Source organism: Salmonella sp. NW38 (assembly GCF_051807745.1).
Lineage (GTDB): Bacteria > Pseudomonadota > Gammaproteobacteria > Enterobacterales > Enterobacteriaceae > Salmonella > Salmonella enterica.
On the sequence record NZ_JAMMTO010000019.1, the window covers coordinates 1 to 12163 of the forward strand.

Here is a 12163-nt window from a genome sequence, read left to right on the forward strand (position 1 = left end):
ATAAATTGTTAAAGAGCAGGTGCGACGCGGCTTTCAGCTCACCGTCGCGAGGTGGCGTATATTACGCTTTCCTCTTTCAGAGTCAACCCTCATTTTCAGGTTTTTCTCTTCAACCGACCGGCTGTTTGTGTGAAGTGATTCACATCCGCCGTGTCGATGGAGGCGCATTATAGGGATCCCATTTTTTTGCACAAGCGTTTTTTGGATCTTTTTTTCTGTTTGTTGATTTTTCATCCCTTTCGCTCCATTCCTGCACAAAGTGGCGATTTTTTGATGCTATCTCCCCTTGCACAACGCCATTAAAGCAACCAAAGTCTTCATGACTATTCATTTATGATGAGGTAGACATGTCTGACACATTACGTCCTTATAAGGATCTTTTTCCTGAAATCGGTCAGCGCGTGATGATCGATACCAGCAGCGTGGTTATTGGCGATGTCCGTCTGGCGGATGATGTCGGGATCTGGCCGCTTGTGGTGATTCGCGGCGATGTGAATTACGTTGCGATAGGGGCTCGTACGAACATTCAGGATGGCAGCGTTCTTCACGTAACCCACAAGTCTCCATCCAATCCACACGGCAACCCATTAATCATTGGCGAAGATGTTACCGTTGGCCATAAAGTTATGCTGCACGGCTGTACCATCGGTAACCGCGTACTGGTCGGTATGGGCTCCATTGTGCTGGATGGCGCGATAATAGAAGATGACGTAATGATTGGCGCGGGAAGCCTGGTGCCGCAGCACAAACGGCTGGAAAGCGGCTATTTATATCTTGGCAGTCCGGTAAAACAGATCCGCCCCCTGAGCGATGCTGAGAGATCGGGCCTGCAGTACTCCGCCAATAACTATGTAAAATGGAAAGACGACTATCTTTCTCAGGATAACCATATCCAACCGTGATCGTCTTCCTGCTGGGCCAGGATTAATGCTTCAGCCTCTTCTTCCAGGTCCCAGCGATACTCACGAAAAATGGCCAGCCATTGCTCCGCTGTTTCTCCACCAAAGCGATACGCCAGTACATCTTTTTTTATTGCACACGTGAGTTGCATCCCATTGACCATGGCGGGAAAGATGACAGCGCTGGCGGCAGTATCCCATTCTTCGCGGTCAGGAAATTGTATGGCCTGGTTCACGCTAATAATTCCTGCTGTAGCAGCTCAATCACTGGCTCGACCTGCGGTAATACACCGTGCCAAAGCAAAACGGCGTGTGCAGCCTGCCCCACCAGCATTCCCAGCCCATCTGCGTAACGTTTTGCGCCCTGTTGTACACACCAGGAGAGAAATGGCGTATTCCCTTTTTGATAGAACATGTCATAGCAACAGAGGGAAGGGTGAATAAGTGACGCCGGAATCGCCGGGATTTCGCCCCGTATGCCGCTGGAGGTCGCATTAATAATCAGGTCAAACTCACAACTATCCAGCTTGTCCATATCCATGGCATGAACGCTGCCGGTATGAGCAAAGATTTTCGCCAACGCTTCGGCACGCGAAGCTGTACGGTTGGTGATAGTGACCGCGCAATCCAAAGAAAGCAGAGGTAACAGCACGCCCCGGGATGCGCCGCCCGCGCCAATCAGCAAAATACGCCATCCTGGGCGGATAAAATTTAAACGTTTGAGATCGCTTAATAAACCGATACCGTCAGTATTGTCGCCAAGCAAACGACCATCTTCCAGCCGTTTTAATGTATTGACTGCTCCCGCCAGCGATGCTCGTTCCGTTAACTCATCCGATCGCGCAAACGCCTCCTCTTTAAAAGGTACTGTGATGTTTGCGCCTTTTCCCCCTGCCGCGAAAAAGGCATCAAGCGTATTAATGAAATTATTAATAGGGGCCAGCACGCGACCATAGGGGTGAACAATATCTAGCTGCTGAGCAAATTGCTGATGAATAAATGGCGATTTGCTGTGCGCAATCGGATTTCCAAAAACAGCATAGGTTTCCATCATATTACCCCTGTCGAAACAGTTCGCCCGTCAGAGCATCGCGAATTTCTGAAGGATTTAAACGCCCACCCGTTGCGCCTTCAACCACCGGAAAATCATCGCCAAATTGCGCACGCACCTCTTCAACGGTACGACATGGCGGTAATCCGCTCAGATTGGCGCTGGTGGAAACCAGCGGTTTGCCATACGCATTGCATAGCGCGACCACCAGCGGGTGGTTGGTAACACGAACGGCCAGGGAATCAAAACGTCCCGTGAGCCACCGCGGCGTTGTCGCGGGCGCAGGAAAAACAAACGTTACCGGCCCGGGCCAGCAATCAAATACCGCTTTACGCTGTGCGGCGGTAAGTATGCTGTCATCAATATAAGGTTTTAACTGCTCAAAGCTGGCGGCAATCAAAATGAGTCCCTTATCGACGGGCCGTTGTTTTAATGCCAACAGGCGCGTAACGGCTGTTTCACTATCGGGATCGCAGCCGACGCCGAAAACGGCTTCTGTTGGATAAGCGATGACATTTTCTTTATTCAGGAGATCTACCGCCGCGGCGATAGATCCTGTTGGCAGGTTATTATTCACTTGTTTATTCCACCGGAACCGGCTTTCCACATTGTTTACTGGCGCAAAAGCGCTTCACGCCCTGCGCGGTTTTCTTTTCGATGAGTAGCGGATAATGGCACTCGGGGCATTCCCCCGCAACCGGTGTGAAGTTAATGACGAACTGACATTCCGGGTAGCGATCGCAGGAATGAAAGATTTTTCCGTAACGAGAACGGCGCTGGACCAAATGTCCTTGCTGGCAGGCTGGACAGGCAATCGCCGTTTCATCCGGTTTATCAATAACCACTGTATGTTCACATTGCGGATACTGACTGCATCCGATGAACATGCCAAAGCGCCCCTGACGCAGCACCAGTACGGCGCCACACTCAGGACACAGTTGCCCCTCCAGAATTTTAACGATATGTCCGTCCGCCTGACTTTTCAGCGGACGAACGTAATCGCATTCCGGATAGCGAGAACAGCCGAGAAACGGACCATGTTTCCCGGAGCGAATTACCAGTTCGGCCCCGCACTGCGGGCAGGGCTCATTTTTACGCACCGAAAACAGTGCTGATTTAGCCATATTCACTCATGCAGCATTAACACCTATCAATGCAGCATACCTTCATTTACCTCAAAGAGTAATTCTTCCATTTGCTGATAGGCGTTTTCACAGCCCGGAATGTTGAATAACACCATCAAAATAACCCATTTCAAGTCTTCCAGGTCAAACTCTGCGGTATCCAGCGCCAGCACACGCTCAATCACCATTTCTCGTGTTTCGAGGTTTAGCACCTGAATCTGCTCAAGGAATAACAGGAACCCCCGGCAACTGGCATCAAGCCTTTCACACTCTTCAACCGTATAAATGCGCATTGAAAGAGGGTCGGAAGCAAGTTGCATGGGTTCCGCGAGGCCATCTTGATAGTCAGCGAGTTTTTCCAGCCACAGCAGCGCATTGTAGATGTCTTCGCGATCAAACCCGGCGTCGGTGAGATCACGCTCCAGTCTGTCCTGATCCACGCGCAGCCCGGCTTCGTTATGGATGTATGTTTCAAACAAATACATTAGTACGTCGAACATGGCTTGCCCTCCTTAATCGGACATAGCCGCCGGGTACAGCTGCGATCCATCCTGCTAACTCCAGTTCGAGTAGCTGAGCCACTACCGCTGGCACAGGTTGGCCGGCACGTTCAGCGACGACGTCAACAGGTGTTACCTCATCTCCTACGTTAGCCAGGAGCTCAGGAAATGGCAATGCCGCCTCATCCTGATTTAGTGAATAAAGTGAATTTTCCGCCGTAGTTGGCAACCAGTGTAAGCCGTATTGCAAATTTTCCAGAATATCCTCCGGCGTCGTCACAAGCGTAGCCCCTTGTTTAATTAACCAGTGCGTGCCTTCGCTTCCCGGACTACCGATAGGACCTGGTAATGCAAAAACGTCCCGCCCCTGTTCAAGCGCGCAGCGCGCCGTCACCAACGAACCGCTGCGCAACGCCGCCTCAATCACCAGCACGCCTTTGCTCAGTCCGCTGATAATGCGGTTTCTGCGAGGAAAATTTTGCGGTAGCGGAGGCGTTGAAAGCGGAAATTCTGAGACCACTGCGCCGCCGGTGGCAATCAAGTTTTCAGCCAGCACGGCATGTCGGCGAGGATAAATCTTTGCCAAACCATTCCCTAACACCGCTACACTTTTTCCCCCCATACTCACCGCGGCGTTGTGTGCTACGCCATCAATTCCCCGGGCAAGGCCGCTGGTGATCGTCAAACCGCTTTTCGCAAGGCTTTCGCAAAGCAGACGTCCCCAGCGTTCTCCATACCAGGAGTGGCTCCGGCTTCCTACGACGGCAAGCTGGCAGGTATGCAGACAGGCAGGATCGCCGTCAATAAAAATAGCGCCGGGATAATCGTCAATAGCACGCAGTTGGGGAGGATAAATCTCACTATCCGCACACAGAAAATGGTGCTGCGGTAGTTCAAGCCAACGTAATGTCTCATCAAGCACACCTGCTGGAAGCTGTAAAAAACGTTCAGCTTGCCGCGCGGTAAGACCAGCCTCCTGAAGGTGCGTGCGATTTATCTGAGGCTGGCGAATAAGCGAATTCGCCATGTTCAACATCGCCTCGCCATAAAGGTCGCCGACGTACATTAAACGTAACCAAATTTCGGTACGGGCCATCCTTTCCCTCCCCTGCCACAAGCAGTCTGAACAATCTTTGCGATTGGTCACTGATGCTGTCAATCAGGTGGAGATTTGTCTAGAATAGAGGTAATAATCTTTTCAACTCCTGAACACAACTCTGGATAATTATGTCAGTTTTGCAAGTGTTACATATTCCGGACGAGCGCCTTCGCAAAGTCGCAAAGCCGGTTGAAGAAGTGAATGCAGAAATTCAGCGTATCGTCGATGATATGTTCGAAACGATGTACGCCGAAGAAGGTATCGGTCTGGCTGCAACGCAGGTCGATATCCACCAGCGAATCATCGTGATTGACGTTTCGGAAAACCGCGACGAGCGCCTGGTACTCATTAACCCGGAATTGCTGGAGAAAAGTGGCGAAACGGGTATAGAAGAAGGCTGTCTGTCGATTCCGGAACAGCGCGCTTTAGTGCCGCGCGCCGAGAAAGTGAAAATCCGCGCGCTGGATCGCGACGGCAACCCGTTTGAGCTTGAAGCGGATGGTTTACTGGCAATCTGCATTCAGCATGAGATGGATCACCTGGTCGGTAAACTGTTTATCGATTATTTGTCGCCGCTGAAGCAACAACGTATTCGTCAGAAAGTAGAAAAACTCGACCGCCTGAACGCCCGGGCTTAAAGGACAAGAACCAACGTGTCAGATTCACTACGTATTATTTTTGCGGGTACACCTGACTTTGCAGCGCGTCATCTCGACGCGCTGTTAACTTCTGGACATAACGTTGTCGGCGTATTTACCCAACCCGATCGTCCAGCAGGTCGCGGCAAAAAGTTGATGCCCAGCCCGGTAAAAGTGCTGGCGGAAGAAAAAGGCCTGCCCGTTTTCCAGCCCGTGTCGCTTCGTCCTCAGGAAAACCAGCATCTGGTTGCTGACTTACATGCTGACGTCATGGTTGTCGTAGCATATGGTCTGATTCTCCCAAAGGCAGTGCTGGATATGCCCCGTCTCGGATGTATCAACGTTCACGGTTCGCTGCTTCCACGCTGGCGTGGCGCGGCGCCTATTCAGCGCTCACTCTGGGCAGGCGATGCGGAAACCGGCGTCACAATTATGCAGATGGATGTAGGGCTGGATACCGGCGACATGCTGTATAAACTTGCGTGCCCGATTACCGCAGAAGATACCAGTGGCTCACTGTATAATAAGTTGGCTGAACTTGGCCCGCAGGGGTTAATTACCACACTAAAACAACTGGCGGACGGCACAGCGACGCCTGAAGCGCAGAATGAAGCGCTGGTTACTCATGCGGAAAAGCTCAGTAAAGAAGAAGCGCGTATTGACTGGTCTCTCTCCGCAGCACAGCTGGAGCGTTGCATTCGCGCCTTTAATCCGTGGCCAATGAGCTGGCTGGAAATCGACGGCCAGCCGGTAAAAGTCTGGCAGGCGTCCGTCATTGAGGACGCCACGCAGTCGCTGCCGGGAACCATTCTGGCCGCGACGAAACAGGGCATTCAGGTTGCAACAGGCAAGGGGATATTAAATTTGCTTTCGCTTCAGCCTGCCGGCAAAAAAGCGATGAGCGCCCAGGATCTGTTAAATTCACGCCGGGAATGGTTTATTCCTGGTAACCGTCTTGCCTGACGGTCACGTCTTTATACGCCCGGTGTTACCGGGCATTTTTATTTTATACATATGAAAAAACAAAACAATTTACGTAGTCTGGCAGCACAGGCCGTTGAACAGGTCGTCGAGCAGGGACAATCATTAAGTAATGTGCTCCCGCCGCTGCAACAAAAAGTCGCCGATAAAGACAAAGCGCTACTTCAGGAGCTGTGCTTTGGCGTCCTGCGAACTCTTTCACAGCTGGAATGGCTGATCAATAAGCTGATGTCTCGTCCAATGACCGGCAAGCAGCGTACAGTGCATTACTTAATTATGGTCGGTTTTTATCAGTTGCTGTACACCCGCGTTCCTCCCCATGCGGCGCTGGCTGAAACCGTTGAAGGCGCGGTCTCCATTAAACGTCCGCAGTTGAAAGGGTTAATTAATGGCGTCCTGCGCCAGTTCCAGCGCCAGCAGGAAACGTTGCTTAATGAGTTTGCGACCAGCGATGCGCGCTTTTTACATCCCGGTTGGCTGGTAAAGCGTTTGCAAAATGCTTACCCCACACAGTGGCAACGCATTATTGATGCGAATAACCAGCGTCCGCCTATGTGGCTACGTGTAAATCGTACACACCACACCCGCGACGGTTGGCTTGGCTTACTTGAAGACGCAGGCATGAAGGGATATCCGCATCCCGATTATCCCGACGCTGTACGTCTGGAAACGCCAGCTCCGGTACATGCTTTACCCGGTTTTGCTGAGGGTTGGGTAACTGTCCAGGATGCCTCTGCGCAGGGATGTGCGGTTTTTCTCGCTCCTCAGAACGGTGAGCACATTTTAGACTTGTGCGCCGCGCCCGGCGGTAAAACCACGCATATTCTCGAAGTGGCCTCTGAAGCAGACGTGTTGGCGGTTGATATTGATGAACAACGGCTCTCCCGCGTTTACGACAACCTAAAGCGTCTTGGGATGAAAGCGACAGTTAAACAAGGGGATGGACGTTATCCCGCCCAATGGTGCGGCGAGCAGCAGTTTGACCGTATTCTGCTGGATGCGCCCTGCTCCGCAACCGGCGTCATTCGCCGTCATCCAGATATCAAATGGCTGCGTCGCGATCGCGATATCGCGGAGCTGGCGCAATTACAGGCGGAAATCCTTGATGCCGTCTGGCCGCGCCTGAAGCCCGGCGGGACGCTGGTTTACGCCACCTGCTCCGTACTACCGGAAGAAAACCGCGATCAGATCAAAGCCTTTTTGCAACGCACTCCCGATGCCACACTCAGCGAAACGGGAACACCTGATCAGCCAGGACAGCAAAATCTGCCGGGCGGCGAAGAAGGTGATGGGTTCTTTTACGCTAAGCTAATCAAGAAGTGATGAGATAACGGGCCACGACTGATGAAAATTATCATACTGGGCGCAGGGCAAGTTGGCGGAACACTGGCGGAAAACCTGGTCGGCGAAAACAACGACATCACGGTGGTTGATACCAACGGCGAACGGTTACGCAGTTTGCAAGATAAGTTCGATCTACGCGTAGTTCAGGGGCATGGTTCGCATCCCCGCGTGTTGCGCGAAGCGGGCGCTGACGATGCGGATATGCTGGTCGCTGTCACCAGTTCAGATGAAACTAATATGGTTGCCTGTCAGGTAGCCTATTCACTCTTCAACACTCCAAACCGTATCGCCCGCATTCGCTCCCCGGACTATGTTCGCGATGCGGATAAACTCTTTCATTCTGAAGCGGTTCCGATTGATCATCTGATCGCGCCGGAGCAGTTGGTTATCGATAATATTTATCGCCTGATCGAGTATCCGGGAGCATTACAGGTTGTAAACTTTGCCGAAGGGAAAGTCAGTCTGGCAGTAGTAAAAGCCTACTATGGCGGTCCACTAATAGGTAACGCGCTCTCGACAATGCGAGAGCATATGCCGCATATCGATACCCGCGTTGCCGCAATTTTCCGCCATGACAGACCAATCCGCCCTCAGGGCTCGACTATCGTGGAAGCAGGGGATGAAGTCTTCTTTATTGCGGCTTCACAGCATATCCGTGCAGTAATGAGCGAATTACAGCGTCTGGAAAAACCCTACAAGCGCATCATGCTGGTGGGCGGCGGCAATATCGGCGCCGGGCTGGCAAGGCGTCTGGAAAAAGACTATAGCGTTAAATTGATCGAACGCGATCAACAACGCGCCGCAGAACTGGCTGAGAAACTGCAAAACACGATCGTCTTTTTTGGCGACGCTTCCGATCAGGAATTGCTGGCGGAGGAGCATATTGATCAGGTCGATCTCTTTATCGCGGTCACTAACGATGATGAAGCCAATATCATGTCCGCGATGTTGGCTAAGCGGATGGGTGCCAAAAAAGTGATGGTGCTGATTCAGCGTCGAGCTTATGTCGATCTTGTGCAGGGTAGCGTTATAGATATTGCGATTTCTCCGCAGCAGGCCACCATCTCTGCATTACTGAGCCATGTGCGTAAAGCAGATATCGTCGGCGTTTCCTCACTACGTCGCGGGGTTGCCGAAGCCATCGAAGCCGTCGCGCACGGCGATGAAAGCACTTCCCGCGTGGTTGGCCGCGTCATTGACGAAATTAAACTGCCGCCAGGCACCATTATTGGCGCGGTCGTTCGCGGTAATGATGTCATGATTGCTAATGACAATTTGCGCATTGAACAAGGCGATCACGTCATTATGTTTTTGACCGATAAAAAGTTTATTACCGACGTCGAACGTCTGTTCCAGCCAAGTCCTTTCTTCCTCTAATTTAAGGGGCGCTCATTCAGCGCCCTTTTTAATTCCCTTTATTTATCAAGGTTTAATTTATTTCGCTAAACAGAAGCCGTAAATGGAAAATGCCTTAGCATTTGTTAAACTTATAACGTCAGCTGCATAGGGAGAATAAAAATGAGTTTTATTAAAGAATTTCGCGAATTCGCGATGCGCGGGAATGTTGTGGATTTGGCAGTGGGTGTCATTATTGGCGCGGCATTCGGTAAGATTGTTTCTTCACTGGTTGCCGATATCATTATGCCGCCGTTGGGATTGTTAATCGGCGGGATCGACTTTAAACAATTTGCTTTTACGTTACGCGAAGCGCAGGGAGATATTCCGGCGGTCGTCATGCATTACGGCGTGTTTATCCAGAACGTATTTGATTTTGTGATTGTGGCCTTTGCTATCTTTGTTGCCATTAAGCTTATCAACAGACTCAACCGTAAAAAAGCAGAAGAGCCGGCAGCTCCGCCAGCGCCTTCTAAAGAGGAAGTGTTATTGGGCGAAATCCGCGATCTGCTGAAAGAACAAAATAACCGTTCTTAATAAGCAGAAGGCCAGTGGTAAAAAAGTCACTTACTTTCTTGCCACTGGCCTCCCAGTTCCCTCGATTACCGTGTTTACCTTTACGCAGATAACTTCCTTTGCCTTTCTTATTTTTTTCAACGCGTTGCCTGAACAGTGGATCATGCAGTAATGCCTCAATGGCATTGTCCTTTATCTGCCCTTTCTTATGTTGATAACGACTCATAATGTCTCCCGATTGTATAAATTAACGGCGCGAGTGTAGCCCCGCCGGTTCAATAAATCAACATCCTGATTTCGCTCCACTGGCCCCCTGCTCCAGGGCTTCCAGAATGGAACAATAGACGCTACTGTGGGCCGTTCCGCAACAAGCATCATTAAGCCTTTGTAACGAACGCTGCATCGTTTGCAGTTCCGCAATCCTGGCTTCAACCTCCTGCAATCGCTCTTGCACAATACTTTTTGACTCCTGACAGGTATGGTGCTCAGGATCAATTCGGATCGATAAAAGTTCGCGGATCGAGTCGAGCGTGAAACCCAACTGTCGCGCATAACGAATAAATTTGAGACGCTGCAGATCGTTCTCGGTATACAGACGAAACCCGCCTTCAGTACGTACCTCATGATCCATCATCTGCTGTTTTTCATAGTAGCGAATGGTATCAGGCGTTACGTCTGCCAGCTTTGCCAGCTCACCAATGCGATACATACAAGCTCCGTTAATTATCGTTGATTTTATGCAGCAGTTTTTCTGCATACTCACCGTGTAAAAAGTCGGTACTCAACCCAGCCTGCCGAAGTTTTAGTTCAAGCAGCGAGAGCTGGCGACTAACCTGATGGTATCGAGGGTCATCTTCCCGGATACTGTTGAGGATATCAAGTAACTGAATAGCGTCTCTGCGCTGCTCCAGTTCAGGGGGAAGACAGCCCGCATTCTTGAGTAAGCGATAACCCGCACGAAGTTCCGCCGGCACATGAGAATCATCATCCAGAATAAGCGGCTCGCCGCGGCCAGGCAGATTATCAAACTCGCCTTTACGCTGTGCCTCGATAATATGACGCTCTGCCCACTGGTCAAGTAACCACATACGTCGCTCCAGGGATTGAACGAAAAGAATACAATTATTGTAGATATATGGGGTTCAGGAGGGTATAAAAAAACCCGCCGAAGCGGGTTTTTTTACGTTACTACAGATTACTCTGCAGCAGCTTCTGTTTTCTCTGAACGATCAACCAGCTCGATGTATGCCATCGGCGCGTTGTCGCCTGCACGGAAGCCACACTTCAGAATGCGAGTGTAACCACCGGCGCGGCTCGCGAAACGCGGGCCCAGCTCGTTAAACAGTTTTGCCACGATCTCGTTATCACGAGTACGGGCGAATGCCAGACGACGATTAGCAACGCTATCAGTCTTGGCAAGAGTAATCAGCGGCTCAACTACGCGACGCAGCTCTTTCGCTTTAGGCAGGGTCGTCTTGATGATTTCATGACGAACCAGTGAACCTGCCATGTTGCGGAACATAGCCTGGCGATGGCTGCTGTTGCGGTTCAGTTGACGACCACTCTTACGATGGCGCATGACCTTATCCTTCTCAGTAAAACCTTAACCTGTGATCCGGTTACTCGTCAGCGATGCTTGCCGGTGGCCAGTTTTCCAGGCGCATACCCAGAGACAGTCCACGGGAAGCCAGCACGTCTTTAATCTCGGTAAGAGATTTTTTACCCAGGTTAGGCGTCTTAAGAAGCTCAACCTCGGTACGCTGTACCAGATCACCGATATAGTGGATAGCTTCTGCCTTGAGGCAGTTAGCAGAGCGGACAGTCAATTCCAGATCGTCAACAGGGCGCAGCAGGATCGGATCGAATTCTGGTTTCTCTTCTTTCACTTCCGGTTGACGTACATCACGTAAATCAACGAAAGCTTCCAGTTGTTCAGCCAGGATGGTTGCCGCACGACGAATCGCCTCTTCAGGATCGATTGTGCCGTTGGTTTCCATTTCGATGACCAGCTTGTCCAGGTCGGTACGCTGTTCTACACGCGCTGCTTCAACATTGTAGGCAATACGCTCTACAGGGCTGTAGCAGGCGTCGACCAGCAGACGGCCGATTGGGCGCTCATCTTCTTCCGAATGAATTCGGGTAGAAGCCGGCACATAACCACGACCGCGCTGAACTTTGATACGCATACTAATAGACGCGTTTTCATCGGTCAGGTGGCAGATCACGTGCTGCGGCTTGACGATTTCGACATCCCCATCATGGGTGATATCGGCTGCAGTCACAGGGCCAATGCCAGATTTATTCAAGGTAAGAATAACTTCATCTTTACCCTGAACTCTCACCGCCAGCCCTTTCAGGTTGAGCAGGATTTCCAGGATGTCTTCCTGAACGCCTTCTTTGGTGCTGTACTCATGTAGTACACCATCAATCTCAACCTCGGTCACCGCGCAACCCGGCATCGATGAGAGCAGAATACGGCGCAGTGCGTTACCCAGAGTATGGCCGAAGCCACGCTCTAAAGGCTCAAGGGTCACCTTGGCGTGCGTCGAACTCACTTGCTCGATATCTACCAGGCGCGGTTTTAGAAACTCTGTCACAGAACCCTGCATTGTGTCC

General features: G+C 51.1%; 16 protein-coding genes and 1 pseudogene. 6 read left to right on the forward strand and 11 right to left on the reverse strand.

Going from position 1 to position 12163, the window contains the following annotated elements; translation table 11 throughout:
* Positions 1–347: 347 nt before the first annotated feature.
* Positions 348–902, forward strand: a complete 555-nt coding sequence (locus NA624_RS22520) for a gamma carbonic anhydrase family protein (RefSeq protein WP_001285635.1) — start codon at positions 348–350, stop codon at positions 900–902.
* Here the strand turns inward: NA624_RS22520 and NA624_RS22525 are convergent.
* Genes NA624_RS22525 through dprA form a run of 6 tightly spaced genes read right to left on the reverse strand, consistent with a single transcriptional unit; the run spans position 878 to position 4670 of the window.
* Positions 878–1135, reverse strand: a complete 258-nt coding sequence (locus NA624_RS22525; RefSeq protein WP_001070577.1) for a DUF1488 domain-containing protein — start codon at positions 1133–1135, stop codon at positions 878–880. The two genes, NA624_RS22520 and NA624_RS22525, sit on opposite strands and share 25 nt — an antisense overlap.
* Positions 1132–1950 (reverse strand): shikimate dehydrogenase, encoded by an 819-nt coding sequence (gene aroE / locus NA624_RS22530; protein ID WP_000451203.1) that lies wholly within the window; start codon positions 1948–1950, stop codon positions 1132–1134. Before aroE ends, NA624_RS22525 begins: the two co-directional genes overlap by 4 nt.
* A 4-nt stretch (positions 1951–1954) precedes the next feature.
* Positions 1955–2527: an L-threonylcarbamoyladenylate synthase type 1 TsaC gene (gene tsaC / locus NA624_RS22535; RefSeq protein ID WP_001063613.1), complete on the reverse strand. Its 573-nt coding sequence runs from the start codon at positions 2525–2527 to the stop codon at positions 1955–1957.
* Positions 2528–2531: 4 nt separating this feature from the next.
* Positions 2532–3074 carry a DNA topoisomerase family protein gene (locus NA624_RS22540; protein WP_001129708.1) on the reverse strand — a complete coding sequence of 181 codons (543 nt, stop codon included), beginning with the start codon at positions 3072–3074 and terminating at the stop codon, positions 2532–2534.
* Between the two features lie 26 nt (positions 3075–3100).
* Positions 3101–3574, reverse strand: coding sequence for a DUF494 family protein Smg (gene smg / locus NA624_RS22545; protein WP_000460666.1), 474 nt, complete (start codon positions 3572–3574; stop codon positions 3101–3103).
* Positions 3546–4670, reverse strand: coding sequence for a DNA-protecting protein DprA (gene dprA / locus NA624_RS22550; protein ID WP_000124533.1), 1125 nt, complete (start codon positions 4668–4670; stop codon positions 3546–3548). The genes smg and dprA overlap by 29 nt, the downstream gene beginning before the upstream one ends.
* 131 nt (positions 4671–4801) lie before the next feature.
* On the opposite strand from dprA, the gene def reads away from it, so the two are divergent.
* The 5 genes from def (at position 4802) to mscL (ending at position 9568) form a co-directional block, all read left to right on the forward strand.
* On the forward strand, positions 4802–5311 hold the full coding sequence (gene def, locus NA624_RS22555) for a peptide deformylase (protein ID WP_000114987.1): 510 nt from the start codon (positions 4802–4804) through the stop codon (positions 5309–5311).
* Between the two features lie 15 nt (positions 5312–5326).
* The gene (gene fmt / locus NA624_RS22560) at positions 5327–6274 is read left to right on the forward strand and encodes a methionyl-tRNA formyltransferase (protein WP_001285165.1); all 948 of its coding nucleotides are present in this window, start codon (positions 5327–5329) and stop codon (positions 6272–6274) included.
* Between the two features lie 51 nt (positions 6275–6325).
* Positions 6326–7615 (forward strand): 16S rRNA (cytosine(967)-C(5))-methyltransferase RsmB, encoded by a 1290-nt coding sequence (gene rsmB / locus NA624_RS22565; RefSeq protein ID WP_000744610.1) that lies wholly within the window; start codon positions 6326–6328, stop codon positions 7613–7615.
* A 21-nt stretch (positions 7616–7636) separates the two neighbouring features.
* A complete protein-coding gene (gene trkA, locus NA624_RS22570) occupies positions 7637–9013 on the forward strand; it encodes a Trk system potassium transporter TrkA (RefSeq protein WP_000691374.1) in 1377 nt (458 codons plus the stop codon).
* A 141-nt stretch (positions 9014–9154) separates the two neighbouring features.
* Positions 9155–9568, forward strand: a complete 414-nt coding sequence (mscL, locus tag NA624_RS22575; protein WP_000008119.1) for a large-conductance mechanosensitive channel protein MscL — start codon at positions 9155–9157, stop codon at positions 9566–9568.
* Position 9569: 1 nt separating this feature from the next.
* Here the strand turns inward: mscL and NA624_RS22580 are convergent.
* The 5 genes and pseudogenes from NA624_RS22580 to NA624_RS22600 form a co-directional block, all read right to left on the reverse strand.
* Positions 9570–9773 (reverse strand): annotated as a pseudogene (locus NA624_RS22580) (alternative ribosome-rescue factor A); the annotation flags it as partial.
* Positions 9774–9830: 57 nt separating this feature from the next.
* The gene (gene zntR, locus NA624_RS22585; RefSeq protein ID WP_000285585.1) at positions 9831–10256 is read right to left on the reverse strand and encodes a Zn(2+)-responsive transcriptional regulator; all 426 of its coding nucleotides are present in this window, start codon (positions 10254–10256) and stop codon (positions 9831–9833) included.
* Positions 10257–10266: 10 nt separating this feature from the next.
* Positions 10267–10635, reverse strand: a complete 369-nt coding sequence (locus NA624_RS22590) for a DUF1992 domain-containing protein (protein ID WP_000266515.1) — start codon at positions 10633–10635, stop codon at positions 10267–10269.
* Positions 10636–10742: 107 nt separating this feature from the next.
* On the reverse strand, positions 10743–11126 hold the full coding sequence (gene rplQ / locus NA624_RS22595; RefSeq protein ID WP_001216370.1) for a 50S ribosomal protein L17: 384 nt from the start codon (positions 11124–11126) through the stop codon (positions 10743–10745).
* A 40-nt stretch (positions 11127–11166) separates the two neighbouring features.
* A complete protein-coding gene (locus NA624_RS22600) occupies positions 11167–12156 on the reverse strand; it encodes a DNA-directed RNA polymerase subunit alpha (RefSeq protein ID WP_001162094.1) in 990 nt (329 codons plus the stop codon).
* Between the last annotated feature and the right edge of the window lie 7 nt (positions 12157–12163).

Coding starts and splice junctions, on each gene's coding strand:
- def (WP_000114987.1), top strand. CDS start 4,802: ATGTCAGTTTTGCAAGTGTTACATATTCCGGACGAGCGCCTTCGCAAA.
- zntR (WP_000285585.1), bottom strand. CDS start 10,256: ATGTATCGCATTGGTGAGCTGGCAAAGCTGGCAGACGTAACGCCTGAT.
- rsmB (WP_000744610.1), top strand. CDS start 6,326: ATGAAAAAACAAAACAATTTACGTAGTCTGGCAGCACAGGCCGTTGAA.
- dprA (WP_000124533.1), bottom strand. CDS start 4,670: ATGGCCCGTACCGAAATTTGGTTACGTTTAATGTACGTCGGCGACCTT.
- smg (WP_000460666.1), bottom strand. CDS start 3,574: ATGTTCGACGTACTAATGTATTTGTTTGAAACATACATCCATAACGAA.
- NA624_RS22600 (WP_001162094.1), bottom strand. CDS start 12,156: ATGCAGGGTTCTGTGACAGAGTTTCTAAAACCGCGCCTGGTAGATATC.
- NA624_RS22590 (WP_000266515.1), bottom strand. CDS start 10,635: ATGTGGTTACTTGACCAGTGGGCAGAGCGTCATATTATCGAGGCACAG.
- NA624_RS22520 (WP_001285635.1), top strand. CDS start 348: ATGTCTGACACATTACGTCCTTATAAGGATCTTTTTCCTGAAATCGGT.
- rplQ (WP_001216370.1), bottom strand. CDS start 11,126: ATGCGCCATCGTAAGAGTGGTCGTCAACTGAACCGCAACAGCAGCCAT.
- NA624_RS22540 (WP_001129708.1), bottom strand. CDS start 3,074: ATGGCTAAATCAGCACTGTTTTCGGTGCGTAAAAATGAGCCCTGCCCG.
- mscL (WP_000008119.1), top strand. CDS start 9,155: ATGAGTTTTATTAAAGAATTTCGCGAATTCGCGATGCGCGGGAATGTT.
- aroE (WP_000451203.1), bottom strand. CDS start 1,950: ATGGAAACCTATGCTGTTTTTGGAAATCCGATTGCGCACAGCAAATCG.
- trkA (WP_000691374.1), top strand. CDS start 7,637: ATGAAAATTATCATACTGGGCGCAGGGCAAGTTGGCGGAACACTGGCG.